At 66.6% G+C, this 25,832-nt stretch carries 29 protein-coding genes; 4 read left to right on the top strand and 25 right to left on the bottom strand.

What is annotated here, in order from left to right:
• Positions 1–6: 6 nt before the first annotated feature.
• From CH271_RS29485 to hemL, 7 genes are all read right to left on the bottom strand, one after another.
• Positions 7–1,284 carry a MinD/ParA family ATP-binding protein gene (locus CH271_RS29485; RefSeq protein WP_373453592.1) on the bottom strand — a complete coding sequence of 426 codons (1,278 nt, stop codon included), beginning with the start codon at positions 1,282–1,284 and terminating at the stop codon, positions 7–9.
• Positions 1,285–1,951: 667 nt separating this feature from the next.
• Positions 1,952–2,917: a c-type cytochrome biogenesis protein CcsB gene (ccsB, locus tag CH271_RS04080; RefSeq protein ID WP_037187018.1), complete on the bottom strand. Its 966-nt coding sequence runs from the start codon at positions 2,915–2,917 to the stop codon at positions 1,952–1,954.
• 3 nt (positions 2,918–2,920) lie between these two features.
• A complete protein-coding gene (gene resB / locus CH271_RS04075) occupies positions 2,921–4,540 on the bottom strand; it encodes a cytochrome c biogenesis protein ResB (protein WP_037187015.1) in 1,620 nt (539 codons plus the stop codon).
• Positions 4,537–5,346 (bottom strand): cytochrome c biogenesis CcdA family protein, encoded by an 810-nt coding sequence (locus CH271_RS04070; protein WP_037188672.1) that lies wholly within the window; start codon positions 5,344–5,346, stop codon positions 4,537–4,539. The genes resB and CH271_RS04070 overlap by 4 nt, the downstream gene beginning before the upstream one ends.
• An 8-nt stretch (positions 5,347–5,354) precedes the next feature.
• Positions 5,355–5,951: a TlpA disulfide reductase family protein gene (locus tag CH271_RS04065; protein WP_037187012.1), complete on the bottom strand. Its 597-nt coding sequence runs from the start codon at positions 5,949–5,951 to the stop codon at positions 5,355–5,357.
• Entirely contained in the window at positions 5,944–6,606 is a 663-nt protein-coding gene (locus CH271_RS04060; RefSeq protein WP_094632714.1) for a histidine phosphatase family protein, read from the bottom strand. Before CH271_RS04060 ends, CH271_RS04065 begins: the two co-directional genes overlap by 8 nt.
• 53 nt (positions 6,607–6,659) lie before the next feature.
• Positions 6,660–7,979 (bottom strand): glutamate-1-semialdehyde 2,1-aminomutase, encoded by a 1,320-nt coding sequence (gene hemL / locus CH271_RS04055; RefSeq protein ID WP_094632713.1) that lies wholly within the window; start codon positions 7,977–7,979, stop codon positions 6,660–6,662.
• Positions 7,980–8,096: 117 nt separating this feature from the next.
• On the opposite strand from hemL, the gene CH271_RS04050 reads away from it, so the two are divergent.
• Positions 8,097–8,603 (top strand): pyridoxamine 5'-phosphate oxidase family protein, encoded by a 507-nt coding sequence (locus tag CH271_RS04050; protein ID WP_037187003.1) that lies wholly within the window; start codon positions 8,097–8,099, stop codon positions 8,601–8,603.
• On the opposite strand, the gene CH271_RS04045 is transcribed toward CH271_RS04050, so the two are convergent.
• The 4 genes from CH271_RS04045 to CH271_RS04030 are packed head-to-tail and all read right to left on the bottom strand — an operon-like array spanning position 8,600 to position 12,306.
• Complete coding sequence (locus CH271_RS04045; RefSeq protein WP_094632712.1) at positions 8,600–9,133, bottom strand: hypothetical protein; 534 nt, start codon at positions 9,131–9,133, stop codon at positions 8,600–8,602. The genes CH271_RS04050 and CH271_RS04045 overlap by 4 nt on opposite strands.
• Positions 9,134–9,187: 54 nt before the next feature.
• A complete protein-coding gene (gene bioD, locus CH271_RS04040; protein ID WP_094632711.1) occupies positions 9,188–9,877 on the bottom strand; it encodes a dethiobiotin synthase in 690 nt (229 codons plus the stop codon).
• The gene (locus tag CH271_RS04035) at positions 9,874–11,007 is read right to left on the bottom strand and encodes an 8-amino-7-oxononanoate synthase (protein ID WP_094632710.1); all 1,134 of its coding nucleotides are present in this window, start codon (positions 11,005–11,007) and stop codon (positions 9,874–9,876) included. Before CH271_RS04035 ends, bioD begins: the two co-directional genes overlap by 4 nt.
• Before the next feature lie 24 nt (positions 11,008–11,031).
• Positions 11,032–12,306: an adenosylmethionine--8-amino-7-oxononanoate transaminase gene (locus CH271_RS04030; RefSeq protein ID WP_373453591.1), complete on the bottom strand. Its 1,275-nt coding sequence runs from the start codon at positions 12,304–12,306 to the stop codon at positions 11,032–11,034.
• 84 nt (positions 12,307–12,390) lie between these two features.
• Here CH271_RS04030 and CH271_RS04025 point away from each other — a divergent pair, with 84 nt between their 5' ends.
• Genes CH271_RS04025 through CH271_RS04015 form a run of 3 tightly spaced genes read left to right on the top strand, consistent with a single transcriptional unit; the run spans position 12,391 to position 15,998 of the window.
• Positions 12,391–13,734 (top strand): serine hydrolase, encoded by a 1,344-nt coding sequence (locus CH271_RS04025; protein ID WP_094632709.1) that lies wholly within the window; start codon positions 12,391–12,393, stop codon positions 13,732–13,734.
• A gap of 46 nt (positions 13,735–13,780) precedes the next feature.
• Positions 13,781–13,987, top strand: coding sequence for a hypothetical protein (locus tag CH271_RS04020; protein ID WP_037186995.1), 207 nt, complete (start codon positions 13,781–13,783; stop codon positions 13,985–13,987).
• Between the two features lie 43 nt (positions 13,988–14,030).
• Positions 14,031–15,998 (top strand): acyl-CoA dehydrogenase family protein, encoded by a 1,968-nt coding sequence (locus CH271_RS04015; protein WP_094632708.1) that lies wholly within the window; start codon positions 14,031–14,033, stop codon positions 15,996–15,998.
• A 13-nt stretch (positions 15,999–16,011) separates the two neighbouring features.
• Here the strand turns inward: CH271_RS04015 and CH271_RS04010 are convergent, their stop codons facing one another.
• The 14 genes from CH271_RS04010 to hemC all read right to left on the bottom strand — a co-directional run bounded on the left by CH271_RS04010 (position 16,012) and on the right by hemC (position 25,831).
• The gene (locus tag CH271_RS04010) at positions 16,012–16,809 is read right to left on the bottom strand and encodes a cyclase family protein (RefSeq protein WP_094632707.1); all 798 of its coding nucleotides are present in this window, start codon (positions 16,807–16,809) and stop codon (positions 16,012–16,014) included.
• A complete protein-coding gene (locus CH271_RS04005) occupies positions 16,809–17,984 on the bottom strand; it encodes a PQQ-dependent sugar dehydrogenase (RefSeq protein ID WP_094632706.1) in 1,176 nt (391 codons plus the stop codon). Before CH271_RS04005 ends, CH271_RS04010 begins: the two co-directional genes overlap by 1 nt.
• Positions 17,985–18,147: 163 nt before the next feature.
• A complete protein-coding gene (locus CH271_RS04000; RefSeq protein ID WP_256986208.1) occupies positions 18,148–19,365 on the bottom strand; it encodes a PQQ-dependent sugar dehydrogenase in 1,218 nt (405 codons plus the stop codon).
• Positions 19,366–19,453: 88 nt separating this feature from the next.
• On the bottom strand, positions 19,454–19,657 hold the full coding sequence (locus CH271_RS03995) for a heavy-metal-associated domain-containing protein (protein WP_037186980.1): 204 nt from the start codon (positions 19,655–19,657) through the stop codon (positions 19,454–19,456).
• 20 nt (positions 19,658–19,677) lie between these two features.
• Positions 19,678–19,959 (bottom strand): metal-sensitive transcriptional regulator, encoded by a 282-nt coding sequence (locus CH271_RS03990; RefSeq protein ID WP_037188667.1) that lies wholly within the window; start codon positions 19,957–19,959, stop codon positions 19,678–19,680.
• Between the two features lie 35 nt (positions 19,960–19,994).
• Positions 19,995–20,228: a hypothetical protein gene (locus CH271_RS03985; protein ID WP_037186977.1), complete on the bottom strand. Its 234-nt coding sequence runs from the start codon at positions 20,226–20,228 to the stop codon at positions 19,995–19,997.
• Positions 20,225–20,713, bottom strand: a complete 489-nt coding sequence (locus CH271_RS03980; protein ID WP_037188665.1) for a hypothetical protein — start codon at positions 20,711–20,713, stop codon at positions 20,225–20,227. Before CH271_RS03980 ends, CH271_RS03985 begins: the two co-directional genes overlap by 4 nt.
• A 13-nt stretch (positions 20,714–20,726) precedes the next feature.
• Positions 20,727–21,167 (bottom strand): hypothetical protein, encoded by a 441-nt coding sequence (locus tag CH271_RS03975; RefSeq protein ID WP_094632705.1) that lies wholly within the window; start codon positions 21,165–21,167, stop codon positions 20,727–20,729.
• Between the two features lie 73 nt (positions 21,168–21,240).
• Positions 21,241–21,414, bottom strand: coding sequence for a hypothetical protein (locus CH271_RS28685; protein ID WP_179274738.1), 174 nt, complete (start codon positions 21,412–21,414; stop codon positions 21,241–21,243).
• A 79-nt stretch (positions 21,415–21,493) separates the two neighbouring features.
• Positions 21,494–22,120 carry a hypothetical protein gene (locus tag CH271_RS03965; protein WP_094632703.1) on the bottom strand — a complete coding sequence of 209 codons (627 nt, stop codon included), beginning with the start codon at positions 22,118–22,120 and terminating at the stop codon, positions 21,494–21,496.
• A complete protein-coding gene (gene hemB, locus CH271_RS03960) occupies positions 22,117–23,091 on the bottom strand; it encodes a porphobilinogen synthase (protein ID WP_094632702.1) in 975 nt (324 codons plus the stop codon). The genes CH271_RS03965 and hemB overlap by 4 nt, the downstream gene beginning before the upstream one ends.
• A gap of 49 nt (positions 23,092–23,140) precedes the next feature.
• Positions 23,141–24,703, bottom strand: a complete 1,563-nt coding sequence (locus CH271_RS03955; protein WP_037186964.1) for a uroporphyrinogen-III synthase — start codon at positions 24,701–24,703, stop codon at positions 23,141–23,143.
• On the bottom strand, positions 24,700–24,870 hold the full coding sequence (locus tag CH271_RS28680) for a hypothetical protein (RefSeq protein ID WP_155289207.1): 171 nt from the start codon (positions 24,868–24,870) through the stop codon (positions 24,700–24,702). The genes CH271_RS03955 and CH271_RS28680 overlap by 4 nt, the downstream gene beginning before the upstream one ends.
• Complete coding sequence (gene hemC / locus CH271_RS03950; protein ID WP_094632778.1) at positions 24,863–25,831, bottom strand: hydroxymethylbilane synthase; 969 nt, start codon at positions 25,829–25,831, stop codon at positions 24,863–24,865. The genes CH271_RS28680 and hemC overlap by 8 nt, the downstream gene beginning before the upstream one ends.
• Position 25,832 lies beyond the last annotated feature (1 nt).

Raw genomic sequence — 25,832 nt, 5'->3', positions numbered from 1 at the left:
TAGTTCTCAGTTGCGGTGGGAAGCGGTGGGCGCGTCGGGGAATCCTGCCGCTACCGCCGCCGCGACTTCCAACAGTGCCTTTCGCGTGCGACCACGAAGACGATCGAGTTCGATTTCCGCCCCCTCCTCGAGATGCGGGTCGAACGGGATCGTCCGCACCCGAGCGCACCGCTGCTCGAAGTGTTCGACAACTTTGTGCAGGTCGATTTTTCCGGCTCTCGGCCGAACCCCGTTGACCACCGCAACCGATTTGGCGACCAGTTCGCGGTAGCCGTGCGCATCCAGCCAATCCAACGTTGCCGATGCACTCCGTACGCCGTCCACCGAGGCCGAGCTGACCACCACCAGAGTGTCGGTTCCCTGGAGAATGCTCTCCATGGCCGAGTGCATCAGACCGGTGCCGCAGTCCGTGATGACGATGCTGTAGAACTTCTCCAACAGCGACGCGGCGCGATCGTAATCCTCACCGCTGAACGCCTCCGAAGCCGCCGGATCCGAATCGGATGCCAGTACTTCCAGCCGATGCACGTTCTGCGACGTGTAGGCCCTGACGTCGCTGTAGCGGTCCAGAGACTGTATGTCGCGCAACAGGTTACGAACGGTGGCGGTCGTCTCGGGCGGTACCTTCTGCCCCAGCGTTCCACGATCGGGGTTGGCATCGATAGCGATCACCCGATCACCTCGAATCTCGGCGAACGTCGAGCCGAGTGTGGCCGTCGTCGTGGTCTTACCGACACCCCCCTTCAGCGACAGCACCGCGACGCGATAACACCCGGCAAGGGGCCGATCCACCTGCGCGGTCAAAGCCAGGCGTCGCTGCTGGGTGGCACTGTTACCCACATCCAGACGACCGCGGGACATCGAATACAGCGCCCGACGCCACCCCGACACCGGCGGCGCATTCCCTGATCGGACGAGCAACGAACTGCCGAGATCGAGCGAGGACACCTGCTGCGGGACCAGGTGCTCACCCGTCCGACTCGGGTCAACGGCCGGCATCGCTCCTGGCGCGACCATCAACGCGTCGCCCGGGCCATGCCCAAGCGGCTGAGGCCGACTCGGATGTGGCTGATGCTGCGGTTGCGGCTGAGGCCACTGACCGGGCTGAGGCCCCCACTGATTCTGGGCGTTCCACTGATTCTGGGGATTCCATTGCCCCTCCGGCGCGAACTGCCCATGCGGGTTCTGCGGTACCCAATTGTTCTGCGCCCCAGCTTGATTCTGCGCCCCACCGAAATTCTGCGACCCACCGAAATTCTGCGGAGCCCAATGGTTCTGAGACACCGGGTTCTGAGACACCGGGACCTGCGGCGGGGGCGGTCCCGATACGACGGGTGGGCTCGGGATCTGCCCGGCTTCGGGCGGTGCGGGTGCAGGAATTGGTTTCACGGGGGTCTTCGGCGGTGCCACGGGCGTCGACGGTGTTGCCGTTGCGGTCTTGTCCACCTCGGCCGGGGTCGCGGCGACCGCGGCCTCCTTCGCCGGTGCAGACCCGTCCTTCGGTTGGGCAGCGGATTCGGCGGCCCTCGGTGCAGGAACCGGCGGCGGTGTCGGCGCGGGCTCGGGCTGCGATACGGGCGGATCGTCGACGCTTTCGGGCGGCATGGTGATGGGGGTCGATCGAAATGGCTCTCGCTGCGCCGCGGCCTTGGCCTCCGGCTCGGCTACGGCGGCGGTTGCGCCGGCCGCCAGATCGGATCGAACGGGAGGTGTCGCCGGCAGGGGCACGTGTTCTTCGGGAACGTCGTCGTCCAGTGGCCGGACGGGTTGCCAGTTGTTCTCGTGCCGATCGGCCATGACCGATTCCCCCCAGTTCGCGTCCCACATCGAAGATCCGTGCTCGGATGTGTCCCCCATCGAGCCGGATCGGACGCTACCAGCTGGCAGGCGAGAGTGGAGCCTGCGGAACGACCCGAAGATTCAGAAGTGGAGCTTGTGAACGAGGAGAAGGTCAGTTCAGTCCCGCGTAGCTGTGCAGTCCCGAGACCACCATGTTGATGATGAAGAGGTTGAAGAGCATGGCGGTGAATCCTGCGATGTTGATCCAGGCGGCGCGGGTGTTGCGCCATCCGGAGGTGGCGCGGGCGTGCAGGTAGGCGGCGTAGATGATCCAGGTGATGAACGACATCGTCTCTTTGGGGTCCCAGCCCCAGAAACGTCCCCATGCGGCTTCGGCCCAGATTGCGCCGAGGATGACGCCGGCTCCGAAGAGCGGGAAGGCGACGATGGTTGTCTTGTAGGCGAGTCGGTCGAGGGCTTGGGCGTCGGGCAGCTTGGAGGCGAACTTGCCCCAGAATCCCAGGCTTTCCTCACCGAGGGGCTGCTTGATGCGCAGCAGGAACAGCAGGGAGGCGACGCCGGAGACCAGCAGAATGCCGCTGCCGACGCTGACGATGGTGACGTGGATGGGCAGCCAGTACGAGCGCAGCGCGGGGACGACCGGAGCGGCGTCGGCGTAGAGCTTGGTGGCGGCGAAGAACATCAGCACGATGATCGGTGCGAGGACGAATACGAGCATCGGGCGCATCGTCTTCTTGCGCAGCGCGACCACCGAGGTGAGGGCCGCGGCTGCGGTGGCCATGGTGACGAACTCGTACATGTTGCCGAGCGGGAAGCGGTGGGTGGCGAAGCCGCGGAGCACCACCGAGGCGATGTGCAGTGCGAGGGCCGGGGCGAGCAGTGCGAAGCCCATGCCTGCGAGTCGATCGGAGAGCGGTCGCTTCGGCGTTTCCACGACGCGTCCCGGTCGGCTGTCGGCAACGGGGGCACCGGCGCCGACGAGTTCCTTGGCCTGGACGGCCGTCGCCTTGGCGGAGGCGTACTGGGCGATGAGCAGGACGAATGCGAGCACGTAGATGGTGAACGCTGATTCGAAGGACCAGTCGCTGTACTGCGAGAGGGTCTCGTTGATCGGCATCGGTCAGTTCTCCTGTTTCGAGGTGTCGCCGAGCAGGCGGGTGCACAGGCGGTCGAACTCTTCGCCCCACCCCGCCTGATCGGTGCGTGCAAGTCCGCCGAGGTCTACTACAGTACGTCGTGCCTGGGCGTCGGCCGTGAGTCGGACCCAGATTCTGCGACGCTTGATCACCAGTGAGACGAGCAGTCCGCCCATCATCGTGAGTGCGAAGACGAGCACCCAGGTCTGCGCGGGGTCGTGCGAGACCTGAAGGTTGACGAATTCCTTCGCTCCGTCGAACGTGACGACGGTGCCGTCGCTCAGCGTCGCGGATTCTCCCGGCATCAGGTTGACGCGGTCCTGTTTGACGAGGCGTCCCTGGGCGATCATTTCCTGGTCGAGCGAGAAGATGGACTGCGGCAGTCCGGTGTCGAGTCCGGTGTCACCCTTGTAGATGTCGATGGCGACGGCTGGGTCGTTCATGGCGGGGAAGCTCGACGACAGCAGACTGCCGTGGAACGACGCCGTCGGTGCGAACAGTCCTTCGATGGCGATCTGGTTCTTCCGGCGGTCCAGGGGGTCGGTGTAGAGGCCGCCGGGCGGGTCGACGCGCAGCACTCCGCTGGAGAGGAACGTCGTGGCGTCCGTCGGCTGCCATTGGATGGTGTCGGTGCGGGTTTCGCCGTTGGGGAACGTCACGGTGAAGGTGGGTGCGTAGCCGTGGCCCTGCAGGTAGACGCGGTCCCCTGCCACACGCAGTGGGTGGTTGACCTGAAGTTGGTCGTCGCGCCAGACGTTGTCGGTCAGGTCCTGACCTGCCTGGTACTCGATGTTGGAGGTGAACATCTCGGCCTGGCCGTTGTCGAGGTAGTCGGCCGTGAAGTCCTTGACGCGCACGCACAGTGGTTCGAGGTCGGTGCCGTCGACGAGGTTGCCTGCGCGGAACGAGTCGTAGTTCGCCGGGGTCGAGGTGCAGAAGCCTGGGCCGTCGTCGGCGATGACGATGCGGTTGCCCTCGTAGCCGAGCAGCTTGCCCATGGCGATGGCGGCGAGCAGTCCGACGAGCGAGAGGTGGAAGACGAGGTTGCCGAGTTCACGGACGTAGCCCTTCTCCGCCGACAGCGTCACTGCTCCGCCGTCTTCGGTTCGCTGGGCGACGCGCCAGCCGCGCAACTGAGTGCGCACCTGTGCGGCGATCTCCTCCGGCGTTCCGTCGACGTCGTAGCGGGTGTGGTGCGGCAGGCGCGAGAGGTTGCGGGGCGCGCGAACGGGCTTGGTGCGCAGTTGCTTCGCGTGCTCGATGCAGCGCGGCAGGATGCAGCCGATCAGCGAGATGAACAACAGCGCGTAGATCGCGGTGAACCAGAAGCTGCCGAAGACGTCGAACAGTTCCAGCTTGTCCATGATCGGGCCGAGGGTCGGGCGGTTGGCGATGTATTCGTCGACCTTGCCCGCGTTGAGGCTGCGCTGCGGCACCAGGGCACCGGGTACCGCGGCGAAGGCCAGCAGGAACAGCAGCACCAGCGCGGTGCGCATGCTGGTCAGGCCACGCCAGGTGTTGCGGACCAGGGCCACTCCCCTGCCCAGCATCGATTGCTTGTGGGGCGGTGACGCTTCGGTGCGCTCTTCGGTGTCGGCGGTCATATCGGCAACACCACATCGGAGACGAAGGCGTCGCGCACCCAGCCGACGAATTGATCCCAGGCACCGGTGACCAGTGCAATTCCTACCGCTATCAACATGATTCCGCCGAACACCTGTATCTGTCGTGCGTGTGTACGTAGCCAGCCGACGCCTCGCAGCGCGCTGACCGAACCGAACGCGAGGATCACGAACGGTAAGCCGAGGCCGAGGCAGTAGGCCACGATGAGGACGACGCCTCGCGCTGCCGTCGTTCCGTCGGTCCCGGCGGCGAGTGAGATGACGCCCGCGAGCGTCGGCCCAAGGCACGGAGTCCATCCGAGTGCGAACACGCCGCCGAGCAGCGGCGCTCCGGCCAACGAGCCGATCTGCTTCGGCTCGAAGCGCACGTCGCGCTGCAGGGCCGGGATCAGTCCGACGAACACCAGGCCCATCGCGATGGTGACGACGCCGCCGATCCGCATGAGCAGTTCGCGGTTGATCGCAAGGACGGAGATCGCTCCGAACACCGACGCGGTGGCGAGGACGAACACAACGGTGAATCCGAGTACGAACAGTCCAGCCGCTCCGGCCACGCGCAACCGGCCGCTGCGCACTTTCGTCTTCACGGCCGCCTCGTCGGCGCTGACGGCCGGGGCGTCGGCTCCGACGACTCCGGCGAGGTAAGACAGGTAACCCGGCACCAGTGGAACGACGCACGGTGATGCGAAGGAGACGAGCCCGGCCAGGACGCAGGCACCGAGGGCCAGGATCAGCGGCCCGGAGGCCGCGGCTTCCTGGAAACTCGCGCCTATCCCGGCGAGATACATCGTCTCGGTCACGGCTGCACTGGCTCCTCGGCTGCCACGCGTTCGACGACGGGTTGCAGGTCCTCGGCGAGCAGCTCACGCAGGAACACTGCCGCGACGCGATGCTGCCGGTCGAGTACAACGGTGGTCGGGATGACCGAGGTGGGGACGCCGCCGAGCGCGTTCAGGGTGCGCATCGGCGGGTCGTAGATCGACGAGTAGCTCACGTTGTTGCTGACGACGAAGTCCTGCGCGGCGGTCTGCGACTCGTCGCGCACGTTGATGCCGAGGAATTCGACGCCCAGGGACTTGGTGGCCTCGTAGACATCTTCGAGGTCGTCGGCCTCACCGCGGCACGGACCGCACCACTGGCCCCAGACGTTGAGGACGACGACGTCACCGTCGTAGTCGGACAACGAGGTCGTCTTGCCCTCGGTCATCAGATCCGGCCCGGACAGTTCGCCGATGGTGCCGCGCTCGTCGGGCTCGTAGAAGATGTCGGTCTTGCCGCCGGGTGAGACGAACTGGAAGGTGCCACCCTGCGCCACTGCGTCGGTGCCGGTCGAGCAGCCTGCGACAAGAGCGATCGCAGACGCTGCACAGACGGCGAGGAAGAATCTACGCACCGGAGATCCTCGGATCGGATGCTCCCGCGGGCTCGGAGTAGACGAGGTCGACGAGCTGATCCCCCTCGTAGACCAACGAGGTCAGTGACGCGAGCCCGCACTGACGATTGCGCGGGTCGTGCCAGAGCCGGTCACCCTGCAGGAATCGGCGCAGAGTCCACACCGGCAGCTGGTGGCTGACGCAGACGGCCTCGTGCCCGACGGCTTCGACGCGGGCCGCGTTGACGGCGGCGAGCATGCGGTGCGCGATCTGCAGGTACGGCTCGCCCCAGGACGGGGTGAAAGGATCGCGAAGCTTCCACCAGTGCCTGGGCCTGCGCAGCGCTCCGTCACCGACGGCGACTCGCAGCCCCTCGAATTCGTTGCCTGCCTCGATGAGGTTCTCGTCCTCGGCGATCGTCAGGCCGTGAGCCGCGGCGATGGGTCCGGCGGTCTCCTGCGCGCGCAGGAGCGGCGATGCCACGACGTGGGTGATGTCGTGGCCGGCGAGCGCGTCCGCCACCGACTTGGCCTGAGCCTGGCCGGTCACCGACAGCTTGAAGCCCGGCAACCGCCCGTACAGGATGCCCTTGGGGTTGTGCACCTCGCCGTGCCGGAGGACGTGCACGATGGTGCGCGTCGTCGAGTGCGGATGTGCTGCGGGGGCCTCGGTCACGTCGGGGTCCTGTTTCTCGTTGGTCGGGTGGGGAAATCAGTTCTGTGTAGACGTCACAGCGGGGCCGTGGCGGCGGCCGCTGCTTTCGCGGCGGCGGGGGCTGCGTCGGCGATGATCTCGAAAGCTCGGTCGTCGAGGGCGGCGGAGACGAACCAGGCCTCGAATGCGCTCGGCGGCGGGTAGACGCCGCGCGAGAGGAAAGCGTGGAAGAACGCCGGGTATCGCCACGTCTGCGCGGCCTTGGCCTGCGCGTAATCGGTGACGGGCCCATCGGAGAAGAACACACTCACCATAGTGCCCGCGAACTGCACCTGATGGGTGACGCCTTCGGCCGTGAGGGCGTCGCCGAGCAGTGTTCCGAGTCGCTGCGAGTTGGTCTGCAGCTTCTCGTAGACGGCTGCGTCGGCCAGTTGCAGACTCGTCAATCCGGCGGCGACGGCGACGGGGTTACCGCTGAGCGTGCCTGCCTGGTACACCGGCCCGGCCGGCGCGAGGTAGGCCATCACGTCCGCTCGACCACCGAATGCGGCGGCAGGCAGTCCGCCGGACATCACCTTGCCGAAGGTGTAGAGGTCGCCCGCGACACCGTCGATGCCGTACCAACCGGCGGCGCTGACGCGGAATCCGGTCATCACCTCGTCCATGATCAGCAGCGCGCCCTGCTCGGTCGCGAGGCGGCGCAGCCCCTCGTTGAAGCCGGCGACCGGCGCAATCGCTCCCATGTTGCCTGCGGCCGCTTCGGTGATGATGCACGCGATCTGGCCGGGATTGGCCTCGAAGGCTGCGGTGACGGCGGCGAGGTCGTTGTAGGGAACGACGATGGTGTCCGACGCCTGTGCGCCGGTGACGCCGGGCGAGGTCGGCAGCCCGAAAGTGGCCAGTCCCGAGCCTGCGTCGGCCAGTAGGGCGTCGACGTGGCCGTGGTAGCAGCCGGAGAATTTGAGGATCTTGGTGCGGCCGGTGAAGCCGCGGGCCAGGCGCACTGCGCTCATGGTGGCCTCTGTGCCCGAATTCACAAGACGAACCTGGTCGACGGGGCCGACGCGGCGCACGATTTCCTCGGCGAGCTCGATTTCTCGCTCGGTGGGTGCACCGAACGACAGACCCGTTGCCGCTGCTTTCTGGACGGCCTCGACGATGGCCGGATGGGCGTGCCCATGGATCATCGGACCCCAGGACGAGATGAGGTCGACGTACGACTTTCCGTCGGCGTCGGTCATGGTGTATCCGCTGGCCTGCGTGATGAAGCGAGGCGTTCCGCCGACCGACGCGAATGCGCGTACCGGCGAGTTGACGCCGCCGGGGATCACAGCACTTGCGCGGGCGAACAGCTGGGCCGATACGGGGGCGTCGTCGCCGGGGGAAACAGTCACGTCCTCCAGTGTCCCAGGTTCGGCGGAATCACCAACTACAGGGCGTAATAATCGACGAAACGGGGAGTGGACCTGGTTTCGGCGATTGAACGCCCCCGCCTCGGGTATTTACTTTCGATGACAAACACCGATGGCGTCACCACAGTCGCCGAACTGATGTCCGAAGCCGGACTCTGCATGTTCACCACCGTCGGCCGAGACGGCCACCTCATCTCTCGTCCGATGGCGCTGCAGGAAGCCGAGTTCGACGGCGACCTCTGGTTCTTCGCCGCACACGACTCCCGCAAGGTGGCCGACATCGCGGCGAATCCGACGGTCAACGTCTCGTTCCAGTCCGGCGAAGGCTGGGTGTCCCTGTCCGGCACCGCGGCCGTCGTCGAGAACCGGACGAAGGCCGAGGAACTGTGGAACACCCGGGCGGCCACGTGGTTCGAGAAGAACCCCGATTCTCGTGAGGTGGCACTGATACACGTGGCTGCCGAAGGTGCGGAGTACTGGTCGACCCCCGGATCGAAGGTCTCCAACCTGATGGCCTACGCCAAGGCCAAGATCACCAACGAGCGGCCGAATATCGGCGAACACGCGGTCGTCGAGCTCGAGCTACCGCACAATTCGACCGACTAGTTCCGCTCGTGCCGGGGTGCTGTCGGGGGCACGTCCGGATCGCCCACGACGTTCCGGTGGCCTGTGACGTGGCGGTCGTCCGTCACGTTCCGATCGCCCGTCACATTGCGGTCGCCGGCGATGTCCCGGTCATCTGCGACGTTCCGGTCATCTCGCACGTTGCGGTCGTTTGTCATGTTCCGGCCGTTCTTGACGTCCGGGTCGATCCGATTCGCGCGCTCGAACTGCGAATCGACCTCGTCGCGGGACGACGCGGCGACACCCTGATGAGACTGCGCCTGCTGCGCAAGCTTCTCCGCCTCGGCGGCTTTGACGTCGGCCTCGGCCTGCGCCCGACGCGCCTTGGCCTCACTTTCGCGAGCCAGCAGCTCACGCTCCTCCACGATGGCCGCTTGATCGGCTGCCTTTTCGCGAATGTCGTTCGCTTCCAGCCTCTTTCGCTCCTTGCCTTTGCGCGCCACGATCAAGGCGACGGCAACAATCAACACTACGACGACTACTGCAACGATGATCCACACTGCGGTACTCATAATTGGAACTCCCGATCTGTTTCGAATGCCGAAGCGGCAGACGTTCCTCGTCGGTTACCCGAGTAACGAATCAGTAAACTCGCCGAAGATCGTGCGGGCGAGCGCACCGAATTCCTTCTCGTCCAACGCGCCTGCACCGCCGGGCGCCGATGCGATCAACTCGACGCCCGTCACGAGTGGCAACTCCTCCAGGTTGACCCGCGCCGCCAAACTCGGTTCGGTCGGCCACGACCCGATGACCAGGCCGGCACACGTCACGCCCGCTGCACGCACAGCTGCGACGGTCAGCACGCTGTGATTGAGCGTTCCCAGCTCCGCCCCTGCCACGACCAGCATCGATGCGCCGACGGCACCGGCGATGTCGAGCACGGTGAACCCTTCGGCACCCAGGCGCACCGCCACTCCGCCCGCGCCTTCGACCAGCACAAGGTCGTGGGCCGCGTCGAGCGCGCGCACAGTGTCGACCACAGCGTCGAGTTCGAGCATCGGCCGACCCGATCGACGGGCCGCGACATCCGGAGCCAGCGGCTCGGGGTACCGCGCCAGCTCCACTCCTCGAACGCCCGAAAGGCGTTGCACCACATCGATATCGGCCTCATCGGAGTAGTCACCCCCGACGCCGGTCTGCGCCGGCTTGCACACCGCGACGGTCCGTCCGCCTGCCCGTGCTGCCGCCGCGAGTGCTGCGGTGATCACGGTCTTGCCGACGCCGGTCGACGTTCCGGTCACGAGCAGAACCGTCACCGAAGAACCGCCGCATTCAACACCGCCGCGAGGACCGACGCTGCACGGTCGACATCGGAGTCGGTGAGATCGGCGCGCGCTGTCAATCGCAGCCGAGATGCGTTCGGGGGAACCGACGGTGGCCGGAAGCATCCGACGCGGACGCCGAGCTCGAGGCAGTCCCCCGCCGCGCGCACCGCACGCTGCGCGTCGCCCAGGACCACCGGAACGACTGCCGATGCGGTCGGTTCCACTCCTGCTGCAGTGGCCAGTTGTGTTGCCCGAGCACCGATTGCGGCCACGCGATCGGGTTCGCCTCGCAGCACTGTCAGCGCGGCCGATGCCGCGCCGACGGATGCAGGGGCGAGACCGGTGTCGAACACGAACGTGCGCGCACCGTGCAGCACCTGAGTGCGAACCGCGGCCGGCCCGAGAACCACTCCACCCTGCGACCCGAGGGCCTTGGACAACGTTGCGGTGATCACCAGGTCGGGTGCCCCGGCGAGGCCTGCTTCGTGGACGGCTCCCCGTCCACCGTCCCCGCGTACGCCCAATCCGTGTGCCTCGTCGACGACGAGCACCGCGTTCCGTCTCCGACACACCGCGTACAGCTCGGCCAGTGGCGCGAGATCGCCGTCGGCGCTGAAGACCGAGTCGGTCACCACGAGGGCCCGCTGTTCGGGACGCTCGCGCAACAGCTCGTCCACATGGTCGGTGTCGCAGTGCCGAGCGACGGCCACTCGCGCCCGAGACAGGCGACAGGCGTCGATGAGCGAGGCGTGCGACGCAGCGTCGGAGATCACCAGCGCGTCTCGGCCCGCCAGTGCCGTCACGATCCCGAGGTTGGCGGTGTAGCCGGAGGAGAACACCAGTCCGGCCTCGGCTCCGACGAACTCGGCGAGATCGTCCTCGAGGCGCTCGTGTGCCGTCGTGGTACCGGTGACCAGCCGCGATCCGGTGGATCCGGCACCCCATCGGCGCGCAGCAGCGCAGGCTCCGTCGATGACGGCCGGATGCCTGGACAGGCCGAGGTAATCGTTCGACGCCAGATCGAGGATCGTGTCCTCGGCCGTGCGGGGGATCACGATGCGCTCGAGGCCGGCCTCGCGTCGGGCGTGCGCGGTGGCGTCGAGCCAATCCAGAGCGGTCATGGCAGCACCATACTTGAACGCTGTTCAAGTACCGTCGCGCGCCACCGCCACCAGTGCATCGGCGATGGCAGAGACCTCCGCGCCGGTGCAGATGAACGGCGGCATCGCGTACACCAGACGGCCGAACGGCCGCAGCCACACCCCTGCGTCGACGGCGGCTGCCGTGGCCCGTGCCATGTCCACCGGGCTGCGCATCTCGACCACGCCGATGCCGCCGAGAACGCGAACGTCGGCGACTCCCGGCAGAGACCGGGCCGGTGCGAGGCCGTCGGCCAGCCCCGATGCCAGAGCTGCGACCTCGGTGCGCCAGTCGCGCGAGAGCAGCAATTCCACCGACGCCACCGCGATCGCGCACGCCAGCGGATTACCCATGAACGTCGGCCCGTGCATCAGGCCCCCGGCCTCACCGCCCGAGACGGTCTCGGCCACCTCGGTGGTGCACAGCGTCGCCGCCAAGGTCAGATATCCGCCCGTCAACGCCTTGCCTACGCAGATGATGTCGGGCGCGACTCCGGCGTGGTCGGCGGCGAACAACTCTCCGGTCCGACCGAACCCGGTTGCGATCTCGTCGAAGATCAGCAGCACGCCGTACTCGTCGGCCAGGCGGCGCAGTTCCGCGAGATAGCGCGCGTCGTGGAACCGCATCCCGCCCGCCCCCTGGACGATCGGCTCGACGATGATCGCCGCCAGTTCGCTCGCGTGCTCGCGGAGTACCCGCTCGAATTCGGCGACGTAGCCGGCGTCGAACTCCGTGGGCGGAGCCGGAGCGAACACCTGCTTCGCGAGCACATCGGTCCACAGCGTGTGCATCCCGCCGTCCGGATCGCACACGCTCATCGGAGCGAACGTGTCTCCGTGGTACCCGCCGCGCCAGGTCAACAGACGAGTGCGACCGTTCTCACCGCGTCCGCGCCAGTACTGCAACGCCATCTTCACCGCGACCTCCACCGAGACCGATCCGGAATCGGCGAGAAACACCTTGTCGAGCCCCGCGGGGGTGATGTCGACCAGCAACTCGGCCAACCGGGCCGCCGGAGCGTGTGTCAGTCCGCCGAACATGACGTGGCTCATCCGGCCCAGCTGATCGTGGGCGGCGGCGTCGAGCACCGGATGCCGGTAGCCGTGCACCGCCGCCCACCACGAGCTCATCCCGTCGATGAGTTGCCTGCCGTCGGCCAACGTCAGCCGCACTCCCGACGCACTGTCGACCACCAGCGGCGTCGCACCCGCCGGAAACCGACTGTAGGGGTGCCAGAGATGATCGGAGTCGATTCGACGGACGTCTTCGGAAGTCAGCACGCCAGAGCACACTGCCACAGCACCCGACCGGCCGTACCGAGACTGGACGGGTGCCGAAATGTCCGAATCCACTAGCATCGCAGCATGACGACGCGCACCGTGACCAGACTCGTAGGGGTGGTCGTGGCCGCAACTCTGACGCTGACCGCCTGCGGGGGCACGTCCGCAGCGCCCGTACCCACCACGACCGCTCCGGACTTCGCCGTCGACACCTCCACTCCCGTGGGCGCACTCAACGAACGCATCCTGCGGTGGATCAACGCCGAGAACGCACCCGACCCCGCCGAGGTCGAGGCAGTCACCGGCCCCGAGCTGGCCGAGGCCGTCGCACCGCTGGGCGGGCTCGCCACCCCACTCGAACAGTTGCGCGCCGGCGCGCCGAACGTGGCCACGAGCTTCGAGGCCGGTCCGAACTCCGGCATTCTGCACTTCACCACCGCGGGCATCCCGGCCACGATCACGACGTCGATCGATGCCGACGGCAAGCTCGACGGCTTCCTGGCCCGGCCGGACACTCCCACGGTCTCGTCGTTCGACGATCTGGACGCGGCACTGTCGAAGGTGGCTCCGAACTACTCCTACAGCGCGTCACGGCTCAACGGCGGTGACTGCGAGTCGATCTACTCCACCAACGCGGACTCGGTGCTTCCACTCGGGTCGGTGTTCAAGCTGTACGTCCTCGGCGCACTCACCGACGAGATCGAGGCAGGCACCGTCCGGTGGGACGAACAGCTCACCATTCGTGACAAGACCAAGAGCGCGCCGTCCGGCGAACTGCAGAATCTGCCCGACGGCACGAAGGTGTCGGTCCGCGACGCGGCCGAGAAGATGATCTCGTTGTCCGACAACACCGCCACGGATCTGCTGATGGATCGCCTCGGCCGCGAGCGGGTCGAACGCCAACTCGGAGTCATGGGGCATCACGATCCGTCGGTGATGACACCGATGATGGACACCCGGCAGTTCTTCGTCATCGGATTCGGCGATCCGAACATGCGGGCCGAGTGGTCGGGCGCAGACCCCGACTCCCGGGCCGAACTGCTCGAGCAGGCGGACGCGAGGCCGCTCGAGATCGACTTCGAGAACTTCCTCGAGAACCCGGCGTCGGCCGACGGGGTCGAGTGGTTCGCCAACGCGCAGGACGTCTGTGCCGCGATGGGTTACCTGGCCACGAGTGATGCGGCCGAGGAGAACCGTCGCATCCTGGCGATCACCCCGGGCATCCAGCTCGACGCGGCGCTGTGGCCGTATTCGGGGTTCAAGGGTGGCAGCGCGCCCGGAGATCTGGCGGGCGCGTTCCTGGCCACCGATGCGTCCGGTCAGGACTGGATCGTCACCGAACAATTCCAGGCCGATGGAGCGATCGATCTGATCCCGTCCAGCTACGCGTTCCTCGTTGCTCAGGAGGCGTTCGCGCTCCTGAAGTAGGTGTGATTTGTAACATCGATGTTACTGCTGCATTACACTCGCGGTCGTGGAGGCACAACACGAACCAGCCCAGCACGCCTGGCCGTCGGGCTTCAAGGAGTTCCTGGTCAGCGAATTCACCGACTTCAGCCCCCTGGTGAACAGGGCGCTGGAGGACAACTGTGCGTCGCTGTTCCACGACGGTCCGTACGCGAAAACGGGCTTCTGGCGCAACTGCAGAGCGGTGTTCAGAGAATTCGTCTGGCCGGTCTGACTTTCCGGCCCTCACGCGCGGCGGCAAAAGGTTACCGTCGAGTATGGCAACCACAACGGATCACCTTCGGAACACTCTGGACGGCCGCTGGCGAGATGTGAAGAACCAGGCGCGTCAGCAACTTGCACGCGACGAGTTCCGTCCGCACTACACGCCGAACACCGTCATCGCCCGCACGAAGGCAATGGAGCAGCTCAAGTTGCTCGCCGCTGCCGGTGCAGCCGACAACGGCTTCAAGAAGGAACACGGCGGCACCGGCGACGTCGGTGCAGCGGTGACGATGATCGAGATGCTCGCGATGAGCGACCTGTCGCTGATGGTCAAGGCCGGCGTCCAGTGGGGACTGTTCGGTGGTGCCATCGAGAACCTCGGCACCGAACGCCATCACGAGGCCTACGTCCCCAAGATCATCAGCCTCGATCTGCTCGGCTGCTTCGCCATGACCGAGACCGGACACGGCAGCGACGTGCAGTCGCTCGAGACCACGGCCACGTACGACCCGGAGACGGACGAGTTCGTCATCAACTCCCCGACGCCGTCCTCGCGCAAGGACTACATCGGCGGTGCCGCCGAAACCGCGACCGTCGCCGCCGTGTTCGCACAGCTCATCACCGCAGGCCCGGGCGAGGAGCCCGAGGGTCACGGCGTGCACTGCTTCTTCGTTCCGCTCCGCGACGAGAACGGTGACGATCTGCCCGGTGTCACCACCTCGGACTGCCAGTACAAGGGTGGTCTACCCGGCGTCGACAACGGCCGCCTCATGTTCGATCACGTCCGCATCCCGCGCGACAACTTGCTCAACAAGTACGCCGACGTGTCCGCCGACGGTACGTACTCCTCTCCCATCGAGAACAAGTCTCGACGGTTCTTCACGATGCTCGGCACGTTGATCCGCGGCCGCGTCACGGTCGGCGGCAGTGCCGCCGCGGCCGCCCGCGTCGCCCTCGACATCGCGACGCGATATGCGTTGCAGCGCAGGCAGTTCGCCGCACCCGATTCCGATCAGGAGGTCCTGATCATGGACTACCTGGTGCATCAGCGTCGACTGTTCCCGCTCATCGCCAAGTCCTACGCCCTGCAGTTCGCACAGAACGAGCTCGTGTCGAAGATGCACGAGCTGCAGACCGCGGACAACCCCGACGCCGAGGAGCAGCGCGAGCTCGAGTCCAGGGCGGCAGGCCTCAAGGCCGCGAACACCTGGCATGCGACCGCCGCGATCCAGGAAGCCCGCGAAGCATGCGGCGGCGCAGGCTATCTCGCCGAGAACCGATTGATCTCCCTCAAGGCCGACACCGATGTGTTCACCACGTTCGAGGGCGACAATCACGTGCTCACGCAGCTGGTCGCCAAGGAGCTGCTCACCGCGTACGCGGACGACGTCAAGTCCATGAGCCCGGTCGAATGGGTCAAGTTCGCCGCCGACATGGTGGGCGACCGCGTCGTCAAACGCACTGCGGCCCAAGCGATCATGCAGACCATCCTCGATCGACGTCAGGACAACGAGGAGGAGGGGTCGCTGTTCAACCGCGGCACCCAGGTCAAGATGTTCGAGGATCGCGAGGAGTACCTGCTCTCCACCGTCGCACGCCGGCTGCAGTCCAAGTCCAAGGAGACCAGCCCGTTCGAGGCGTTCAACGCGGTGCAGGATCACGTGCTCCATGCCGCGAGCGCGCATATCGACCGCATCATCTTCGAGGCGTTCATCGCCGGTATCGAATCGTGTGAGGATCCCGCCACCAAGGATCTGCTCGACGAGGTCTGCGACCTGTACGCGTTGTCGGTGATCGAGGCGGACAAGGCCTGGTTCATCGAGCACCGCTACCTGTCCACCGAGCGATCCAAGGCCGTCACGCGCGCCATCAACGAACGGTGCCGCACCCTGCGTCCGCACGCCGAACTGCTCGTCGACGGCTTCGGAATTCCCGACGCTTTGGTCGGTGCCGCGATGCTCGGCGAGCCCGGTGCGGGTAGCGAGGAAGAGCCGGCCTCGAACCCCAGCCACGCGCACTGACGCGTAGCTGGGTTCAGCCGGGAACTACCGCGAAAACCCGGCAGGGACCGCCGGTCGCGCCCGCGTGCTTCGGTGCGCCGACGACGACCGTCGCCCCTGCCGGGGGCACCGCCTCCAGTTTCGCGAGCGCTTCGACTCCGTAGCGGCCTGCCCCGAGAACCGCTGTGTGAGCGGGGTATTCGCGGTCGTTCATCCGGTCGAGGCTGAGCGTGTCGACCCCGATTCCGACGATGTTGCGCTCCTGCACCAACATCTGCGCCGCCTCGCCGCCGAAGCCTGGAGCAGCAGGCTCGGCGAGCCTGTTCTGCCAGCGACTGTGCATCACCACCAACGCGCGATCCGGAATTCGGCCGTGCTCACGCTCCCATTGCGCGATGTCCTCGATTGTCACCACGGCGTCCGGATCCGACGCGGCCCTGGCCGAGATGTCAACCATGACCAGCGGGGCGATCAGATCCTCCAGCGGCAGGACATCGGCCGTCGCGCCGCCACGGACACGGTGCGCCGGGGCATCGATGTGCGTGCCCGTGTGCTCCCAGTACGAGAGCTTGTTCACCAGGAAGCCGCCCAACTCGTAGGCGGCGACCGGCCGCATCGAGAACGGTTCGCTGCCCGGCCACACCGGAAACGTCGGGCTCAGAGTGTGCGTCAGGTCGATCAGTCGGCCCGCCGGAATAGCCGACGCGACAACCGGTTCGGCGCGCACGGCACCGGCCGTCGCAACGGTCAACGCGGCGGCCCCCAACGACCCGAACAGTGCCCTACGTCCGATTCTGCGGTGAACGGTCTCGACGACCTCGGGGCCGCACATCAGTCGGCAGCGGGGGTGACGAGCAGAACCTTGTCGTTCGATCCGTTGTCGGTGGTCAGCAGGAAAGCCCCGTCGTCGCCGAAGCTGGTGAGCGAGCGCAGTCGACCGTAGGAACCCACCAGGGCGTCGGCCTCGTCGACGTACTCCGTCCCGTCCTCGGAGAGCTTGAGAAACACGAGCTTCTCGTCCTGCTGACTCGATATCACCGCGGCTCCGTTCCAGGAGCCCCATCCCGCGCCGTTCGCGAAGGTCAGACCGGGCGTGGCGATGGCGGGACTGCCCGAGCTCCATACTGCTGCGAGCGCACCGGGCACACGAGTGGGATCGGTCATCGGCACCGACTCGTCGTAGATGAACGGAAGTCGATCGGGGCGGTATCCGTAGTTGCCGCCGGGCACCAGCAGGTTCAGCTCGTCGTCTCGGCTCGTCCCCTGCTCCACCTCGTAGATCTGATCGGTGCCGGGACGAATCGCCAAGCCCTGCACGTTTCGATGTCCCAGGGTGAAGATGCGATCCGGTGATCCCGCAGCCGCCGAACCGTCGGCATCGATGTGCAGAACCTTGCCGCCCAACGAGTTCCGATCCTGCGGAACCGTCGGCGACGCCGTGTCTCCGGTCCCGACGTACAGGGTGCCGTCGGGATGAGCGAGAATTCGGCAGCCACCGTGACGCCCGCCGTCGGCGACAGGAATGTCGTCGACGAGGGTGCCGGTGCGCGTGAGAGCGGTCCACTCCGGGTCGACGGTCCACGACAGGACGGCGATGTGGTTGTCGCTGCCACCGCCGGCACTGCCGGTTCCCGCGCTACCGGTGCCGCCTCCGGAGCCCTGCACGCCCTGGCATGTGTAGATGGTTCGAGATGCGGCGAAATCCGTCGCCAGCGCGATGCCCATGAGGCCCGTTTCACCGGACGCGTAGAGGTCATCGAGGTCGGCGGCGAGCTCGCGGGTGGCACCGTCGACGTCGCGGATCACGAACCGCCCGGAACGCTCGCCCGTCAGCACCGTTCCGTCGGGCGCGACCACCGCATCCCACGGCTTCGCGAGTCCGTCGAGCACTGTGGTGACCGTCAGATCGGGGAGAGGATCGGCCTGCGCCGTCGCGGTAGTGGTACCGGCGAGCGTCAGGAAGACGCTGGCGGCGATTACTCCGGAACTGGACACCAGCTTGTTCATCCACACTCCTGACGACGATCGACGACCGGTCCGATATGACCGATATCACATGATCTTAAACACACTCCAGAGGATGCTTGCCGACTCACGACGCAATTCGGTGCCGGGCTGCAGAACGAGTCCACCGTGATCCCAGCTCACCCACAGTGACGGCAACCTCGGGTCAACCGACCTCGGGCGTGACGAGCAGTACCTGATCGTCGGATCCGTTGTCGGTGGTGAGCAGGAAGCCGCCGTCGCTTCCGAAGGGGGTCAGCGAGCGCAGCCTGCCGTAGGTGCCGTCCAGTGCCTCCGCCTCGGCGACGTACTCGGTTCCATCTACCGACAATGCCAGGAAGACGAGCTTCTCGCCCTGCTGGCTCGAGATCACCGCGGCACCGTTCCAGGAGCCCCACTGCTCACCGTCGGTGAACGTGACGTCGGGGGTGGCGATGGTCGGATCACCCGAACTCCACACTGCAGGCAGGGCACCGGGAACCCGATCGGGGTCGGTCATGGGGACCGATTCGTCGTAGACCGACGGGCGTCGATCGGGGCGATAACCGTAGTTGCCGCCCGGCACCAGCAGGTTCAGCTCGTCGTCTCGGCTCGTCCCCTGCTCCACCTCGAAGATCTGATCGGTTCCGGGACGGATCGCCAGTCCCTGCACATTGCGATGACCGAGAGTGAAGATGCGATCCGGTGCGTCGGCTGCGGCGGTGCCGTCGGCGTTGACGTGTAACACCTTGCCGCCCAGTGAGTTTCGATCCTGAGGAACACCGGGGCTCGCAGTGTCCCCGGTGCCGATGTACAGCGTGCCGTCGGGATGAGCCAGGATGCGGCAGCCACCGTGACGCCCGCCGTCGGCGACAGGAATGTCGTCGACGAGAGTGCCGGTTCTCGTCAGGGCCGTCCACCCCGGATCGACGGTCCACGACACGACGGCAATGCTGTTCTCGCCGCTACCTTGGCGCCCCTGGCAGGTGAACACGGTTCGAGAGGACTCGAAATCGGTAGCCAGTGCGATACCCATGAGCCCGGTCTCACCGGCGGCGTAGAGATCGCCGAGGTCCGCGCTCAGTTCACGCTGGACTCCTGCGGAGTCGCGGATGACGAACCGGCCGGAGCGCTCTCCGGTCAGCACCGTGCCATCGGGAGCAACCACCACGTCCCAGGGTTTGTCGAGGCCATCCAGCACGGTGGTGACCGACAGGTTCGGCAGCGGCCCGGCGGGCGCGCCCGGGGAGGGAGCAGCTTCGGAAGAAGAGCCCGGCGACGACGAGGTCGCGGGCGACTCGGTCGACTCTGCACTACCTCCCTGTCCGGTGGTGTCCGCCGAACAGGCCGCTACCAGGGCGACGCTGATGGCGATGACCGCTGCGCCGGTGACCGGTTTCTTCACGAGCGCTCCTGACGATGTTCGGTAAGTCCCATTCTTCCGGTATCACCGTTTTCACGACTTCCGAACCACCGACGGAGCGCAGTCGTGCTCAGGACACCAGTCGGTACCCGGCTTCGACGACCGCAGCGTCCACCGTCGCGGTATCGAGCTTCGAGTCGCTGCTCACCACGACCGCACCGGAATCCACATCGACGTCGACGCCGGTGACTCCCGATATCTCCGATACTTCTTCTTTCACCGACGCCGCACAGTGCCCGCACGTCATGCCCTCGACCGAATATGTCGTCTGCATCCGAAATCTTCCCCTCTTCGTCAGGAACGAACCAGGCGCGCGATGGCCTCGGACGCCTCTTTCACTTTCGCGTCCGCCTCGGGTCCGCCCTGCCTCGCGGCCTCGACGACGCATCCGGCGAGGTGGGCGTCGAGGAGCTTCAACGAGACCGATTGCAGAGCCTTAGTCGCCGCGGACACCTGGGTCAGGACGTCGATGCAATAGCGGTCGTCTGCGACCATTCTCGAAATCCCGGCCACTTGGCCCTCGATACGACGCAATCGCTTCAGCAGGTCGTCCTGCTCGGCGCTGTAGCTGCTCATAACGCCGAGCATACCCCTACCCGGTAGGGGGTGCGCTACTTCGACGCGACTCGACGAACGCCGTCGACCATCAGCAGTCCGGCCACGATGACGGCCAGCGCGGCCAGCGCGATCCAGGAGCCCGAGTAGAACGTCCCCGAATACGCCGGGGACACATCGGGAACCGCGGGAAACTCGGTGGTGCGCACGCCCGCGTTCCAGCACGCCACAGCTCCGATCACCGCGAGCAGAGCACATACCAGCTCCGCCCACCCGAGGGACTTCCTCACAGGTACTCCCGCTTCGCCGTTTCGAGGGCCGCACGCAACCCGTCGTCGTCCTTCGCCCACGCCTGCACCAGTCCGCCGCCCACCAGACGCAGCCCGATGCCGTGACGCTTGCGCGGTACACCCGACAGCTCCCCGAGTACCCGCGCGGTCTCCCACTTCTTCGGCTCGTAGTCACCGTCGGCGTACTCCGCAGGCGGCAGGATGTCGTCTATCTCGTCCAGATCGACGGTCTCGGTTCCCTGCCTGAGCCGACGCGTGGTGAGTTCGACGCTCACGTGCATCCGCGCGGCACGCAGCTGGACGTATGTGAGACCGACGAGGATCAGCGAGAACAGTGCGAGGGCGAACCAGTGGATCACCGGGCCGGATGCGAGTTCGACCGCGAGGACCACGAGGCAGAACACCGGCCCCCACGCCAACATGCGCCACCGACCACCGGGCTCGTGGAAGAGCACGGGATCGTCGATGGGAGTCTCGCTGTTCATGTCACTGTTCATCTCACTGCTCACGGACGAACCACTCCCGCGCCGACGGCCGATAGACGAGAACGGCTGCGACGACCAGCGCGACGGTGATCACCAGCAGCACGAACGGAAACACCAACGCGGAGAACGTCAGCAGCAGCGCGACGGCTCCGGACAGAGCCACGAGGGCGCGTCGGAACCTGCGATCTCCACCGCGAACCGGGCCCGACATCAAACCGACGGCCAGGCCGACCACTCCGAAGATCACGCCGAGTCCACGAAACACCGTCAGGAAGGAATCGATCTGTTCGTCCGTCGCACCGCCGGTGGTGAACGACGCGCGGATCTGGTCGGCGGGGAGCGTCAGGGCGATCATGCACACGACGATCAGCAGCACCGCCGAGGCCAACCACAGCCAGTAGGCGGCGGAAACCACTCGGGTACGGGCGATCGGTGCGTCGGTGTCTGCGCTCACGCCAGACATCCTGCCACCGTGGGCGAGAGGTGCGTTCGGCCGGCAGAGATTCTGTCCCGCCGCCGCGACGCGCTCAGCCTGCAGAGATTCCCAGAGCCATGATCGCGATGGCGGCCGATACGGCGAGCAACAGTCCGAGCAGTGCTAAGCCGGGGCGACCGCTCTCGGCGGGACAGGGCTCGCGATCGACAGCCGGTGCTGCGGTCGGCTGCGTGATGCTCGCTGCTGCAGGGGTGTTCTCTGCCATGTCGGATCCGATCACTCGAGAAGATATCGACAGTGATGCTAGTCACACAGTCGGTACCGACACCGAGAACACGCCGAAATTATCGTTTTCCCGAAGCGGCGACGAAGTATTCGTTGGATTCCCGACGATGCATCAGGTAGATCGCCCCGGCTGCCAGCACACCCTGGCCGATGCCGAGCACACTCATCACGATGTTCATCGCACCCGAGCTCGACGCAATGGAGAACAGCTCGAGGATCGTGGTGAACACGGTGAACGATCCGATGATGGTGAGCAGCATGCGCGCCCACATCTTGCCCGCACGCATTCGCTTGACCCAGAACAGGAACAACGCCCCGAAACCGAGCACGACGAACACCGTGACGACGAGCATCACCGTCACCATCGACTGCGTGGACTCCACCGTCATGTCGGCGGCCGCGTCCTGCGCTGCGAGATCGTCGAGTAGCGACTGTGCGAATTCCTCGCGCGCCCCGAACAGCGTCCACACCGAGAACAGCGCCGAGATCGCGCCGATCAGCGCCACTCCCCACCACAGGTGGCGTGCGGTCTCGACGTCGACGGGGGCCGGACGCGGGGTCGGCTCGAGCTCCGGGCCGGTCTGCGGAAACCCGTGTTCCATTTCCCAGCGCTGCCAATCCGGCTGCGGCGGCGGGTTGCCCGGTGTGTTGCTGTCGGGGTTGTTGTTCGGAGGATATTCGTTCACAACCAGCCCGCCACTTCGGTAGCCCAATAGGTCAGTACGACGTCGGCACCGGCGCGCCGAATGCCGACGAGCGATTCCAGTACCGCTGCGTCGCGGTCGATCCACCCGTTCTGCGCGGCGGCGGTGATCATGGCATATTCCCCGGAGATCTGGTACGCCGCAACCGGAACCGGTGACATCTCGGCGACGTCGCGAAGAATATCGAGATACGACATCGCCGGCTTGACCATCACCATGTCGGCGCCCTCGGCGAGATCGAGTTCCACCTCGTGGGTGGCCTCGCGGCGGTTGGCCGCATCCTGTTGATATGTCCGGCGATCGCCCTGCAACGAGGACCCCACTGCTTCGCGGAACGGTCCGTAGAACGCCGAGGCGTACTTCGCCGAGTACGCCAGCTGACCGACCTCGACGTGGCCGGCAGCGTCGAGTCCGGCGCGGATGGCACCGACCTGCCCGTCCATCATTCCGCTGGGTCCGAGCAGGTGCGCACCGGACTCCGCCTGCGCGACGGCCATGTCGACATAGCGGAGCAGGGTGGCGTCGTTGTCGATGGAACCGTTCTCCCCCAGGACTCCGCAGTGCCCGTGGGAGGTGAACTCGTCCAAGCAGGTGTCGGCCATGATGACGGTCGAATCCCCGAGGTCGGCCTTCAGCCGCGCCAGACCCCGATTGAGAATTCCGTCCGGGTCGGTTGCGCCCGAGCCGGTCTCGTCCTTGTCCTCGACCCTCGGTACTCCGAACAGCATCACGCCGCCGACGCCGGCCGCGACGGCCTCCTCGGCCGCAGCGCTCAGCGAATCCAGCGTGTGCTGGTACACCCCGGGCATCGAGCTGATCGCCCGAGGCTCGGTGATGCCGTCGGCCACGAACATCGGCAGCACCAGATGCCGTGCCTCGAGCGAGGTCTCGGCCACGAGTCGACGCAGTGCCGGGGTGCGGCGCAGGCGTCGGGGACGGTCGGTGGGGAACAAGCGAACTCCTTACGGACCGGGTGTGCCGATCGTCAGATCCGCGGCCGAGTTACCGGCGGCGCGACTTCTTTCGCGGCGGGGGCAGTGCACCCTCGGCCCGCAGGCGAGCCGCGTGCTCGGCGAGAGCCTCGACCAGCGGTCCGACCTGTGCCGACTCGGGCTGCACGTCCACGCGCAGACCGAATTCGACAGCCGTCTCGGCGGTCTTGGGGCCGATGCACGCCACCAGTGTGCGAGCGTGCGGCTTTCCGGCGATGCCGACCAGGTTCCGGACGGTGGAGCTCGACGTGAAGCACACTGCGTCGAAGCCGCCGGTCTTGATCATCTCGCGGGTCTCGGCGGGGGGCGGTGCCGCCCGGACGGTGCGGTAGGCGGTGACGTCGTCGATCTCCCAGCCCCGCTCACGCAGACCCTCGGCGAGAGTTTCGGTGGCGATGTCTGCACGGGGCAGCAGCACTCGGTTGACCGGGTCGAAGACCTCGTCGTACGGCGGGAAGTCCTCGAGCAGTCCGAGCGAGCTCTGCTCACCCGAGGGCACCAGTTCGGGGTTGATGCCGAACGAGCGCACCTTCGCCGCGGTCGCTTCGCCGACACAGGCGATCTTGACGCCCGAGAACGCGCGAGCGTCCAGGCCGAACTCCTCGAACTTCTCCCACACGGCGCGCACGGCGTTGGTGGAGGTGAAGACGACCCACTGGTAGCGGCCGTCGACCAGGCCCTTGACGGAGCGTTCCATCTGCGCCGGACTACGCGGGGGCTCGACGGCGATGGTCGGGACCTCGATGGGGATCGCTCCGTGGGTGACGAGGCGATCGCTCATCTCCCCGGCCTGATCCTTGGTGCGGGGCACCAGGACGGTCCAGCCGTACAGTGCGCGAGATTCCCACCAGGACATCTTGTTTCGGCCCGAGACGACCTTGCCCACAGTGACGACGAGCGATCCGACGAGCTCGGATCCGGCGTCGTTGAGGGTGGCGAGGGTGGCCTCGACGGTGCGCTGCTGGCGGGTGGTGCCGCGGACGGTGATGGCCGCGGGCGTCTGCGGTGCCAGACCGTGTTCGACGAGGGCACTGGCGGTTTCGGCCAGGTGACCCGATGTCGCGTGCAGCACCAGCGGGCCCGGAGCAGCAGCGAGCGCTGCCCAGTCGACCTCGCCGCGGACGTCGGCCTCGGTGTGACCCGAGCCGAGTGCCATTCCGGCGTAGCTGGGGACGGCCGATCCTGCGGGCAGACCGGGGAGCACCTCGAACGGCACGTGGGTGCGAGCGACGGCGCTGACCTCGGCGATCACCGAGTCGGTCGTGAGCGGATCACCGGAGACCAGGCGAACCACGTCGTGGCCGTTCTTGGCTTCGGCGAGAAGAGTTTTGGCGACCTCGGCCGGTTCGCCGAGTGCCGGACGAACCTCGACACCGTTCTCGCCCGTCTCCGGGTCACGCGGAACGTCGGCACCGACCAGGGCGGTGACGCCCTTGTCGACGTCGGGATCGGTGAATGCGAGCTCGGCCGCTCCGAGCACTTCCCGTGCCCGGACCGTGAGCAGAGCCGGGTCACCCGGCCCGGATCCCACGAACAGGATCCGTCCGTTGGTGTTCTTGCGGACTGGGCTCATCGGTTGTTCTCCAGTGCTGTCTTGTGTGGGTACTGCAGTTCTATCGGGGTTGCGGTGCCCCGTTTCGGAATCAGTCGAGCGGTGGCGATCGACTCACGTCGTACGACGGGACGGGTCGCCGTGCGTTTGGCGCGTCCGCGGACGGGTGCCGTTATGGCCCTAGACATGAGATCCACCCTGTACCCGAGAACCGGCCTGCGCTGGTTCGGTGACCGAAACGAGTTCGCGCGCACCGAGATCGAGCAGTTCGCGGGCCAATTCTCGGCCCAGCTCCTCGGCTCGGTCGGGTGATCCGACGATCGATGCGCGGATGGTGTCGCTGCCGTCGATGGCGGCGACGCAGCCCCTCAGGGACAGTTCGTCGAAGATGCGGCCGTCCTCGTCGATGGATTCGACGACCTCTGCGATCGCGCCGACCGGTGCGGTGCAGCCGGCTTCGAGTTCGGCGAGCAGTCCGCGTTCGGCTGCCACCGCGGCGCGTGAGTGTGCGTCGTCGAGGGTGGCGATCGCGGTCACGAGATCGGTGTCCTCGACGCGACATTCGACTGCCAGCGCTCCCTGGGCGGGCGCCGGGAGCAACTGAACCGGGTCGAGTGCTTCGGTGACGACGTCGAGTCGGCCGATGCGGGACAGTCCGGCGCGGGCGACGATGACGGCATCGAGCTCACCCGACGCCACCTTTCCGATCCGCGTGTCGAGGTTGCCGCGCAACGGCCGAACGTCCAATCCCTGTCCGAGAGCGCGCAATTGAGCGATACGGCGCGGAGCGGACGTGCCGACCTTCGCGTCGGCGGGCAACTCACCGAGTACCAGACCGTCACGGGCGACCAGGGCGTCACGAGGATCCTCGCGAGCCGGGATGGCGGCGATGACGAACCGGTCGTCGGCCGCAGTCGGCAGATCCTTGTACGAGTGCACGGCGATGTCGACGGTGCCGTCGGCCAGGGCCTCACGCAGCGCCGCGGTGAAGACACCGACGCCGATCGTCTGCACGGGAGCAGCAGACAGGTCGCCTGCAGTCTTGACGATCACCAGTTCCGCTTCGACTCCGGCTGCCGCGAGGGCCACCCGAACGGTGTCGGCCTGGGTGGTCGCGAGAAGGCTACCGCGAGTACCGATCTTGACGATG

The sequence above is a fragment of the Rhodococcus sp. 05-340-2 genome, from assembly GCF_002258915.1.
GTDB lineage: Bacteria > Actinomycetota > Actinomycetes > Mycobacteriales > Mycobacteriaceae > Rhodococcoides.
This window is presented reverse-complemented; position numbering and strand designations above follow the sequence as displayed.

Excerpts from the sequence above, each read along its gene's own strand:
- CH271_RS04070 (WP_037188672.1), bottom strand. The coding sequence starts at position 5,346 with ATGTATCTCGCCGGGATAGGCGCGAGTTTCCAGGAAGCCGCGGCCTCC.
- CH271_RS03995 (WP_037186980.1), bottom strand. The coding sequence starts at position 19,657 with ATGCAGACGACATATTCGGTCGAGGGCATGACGTGCGGGCACTGTGCG.
- CH271_RS28680 (WP_155289207.1), bottom strand. The coding sequence starts at position 24,870 with ATGTCTAGGGCCATAACGGCACCCGTCCGCGGACGCGCCAAACGCACG.
- CH271_RS28685 (WP_179274738.1), bottom strand. The coding sequence starts at position 21,414 with ATGGCAGAGAACACCCCTGCAGCAGCGAGCATCACGCAGCCGACCGCA.
- CH271_RS04035 (WP_094632710.1), bottom strand. The coding sequence starts at position 11,007 with ATGACCGCTCTGGATTGGCTCGACGCCACCGCGCACGCCCGACGCGAG.
- CH271_RS04025 (WP_094632709.1), top strand. The coding sequence starts at position 12,391 with ATGACGACGCGCACCGTGACCAGACTCGTAGGGGTGGTCGTGGCCGCA.
- CH271_RS03980 (WP_037188665.1), bottom strand. The coding sequence starts at position 20,713 with ATGAACAGCGAGACTCCCATCGACGATCCCGTGCTCTTCCACGAGCCC.
- ccsB (WP_037187018.1), bottom strand. The coding sequence starts at position 2,917 with ATGCCGATCAACGAGACCCTCTCGCAGTACAGCGACTGGTCCTTCGAA.
- CH271_RS03990 (WP_037188667.1), bottom strand. The coding sequence starts at position 19,959 with ATGAGCAGCTACAGCGCCGAGCAGGACGACCTGCTGAAGCGATTGCGT.
- CH271_RS03955 (WP_037186964.1), bottom strand. The coding sequence starts at position 24,703 with ATGAGCCCAGTCCGCAAGAACACCAACGGACGGATCCTGTTCGTGGGA.
- CH271_RS04005 (WP_094632706.1), bottom strand. The coding sequence starts at position 17,984 with ATGAACAAGCTGGTGTCCAGTTCCGGAGTAATCGCCGCCAGCGTCTTC.
- CH271_RS04045 (WP_094632712.1), bottom strand. The coding sequence starts at position 9,133 with ATGAGTACCGCAGTGTGGATCATCGTTGCAGTAGTCGTCGTAGTGTTG.
- CH271_RS04010 (WP_094632707.1), bottom strand. The coding sequence starts at position 16,809 with ATGTGCGGCCCCGAGGTCGTCGAGACCGTTCACCGCAGAATCGGACGT.
- CH271_RS04050 (WP_037187003.1), top strand. The coding sequence starts at position 8,097 with ATGACAAACACCGATGGCGTCACCACAGTCGCCGAACTGATGTCCGAA.
- resB (WP_037187015.1), bottom strand. The coding sequence starts at position 4,540 with ATGACCGCCGACACCGAAGAGCGCACCGAAGCGTCACCGCCCCACAAG.
- CH271_RS04015 (WP_094632708.1), top strand. The coding sequence starts at position 14,031 with ATGGCAACCACAACGGATCACCTTCGGAACACTCTGGACGGCCGCTGG.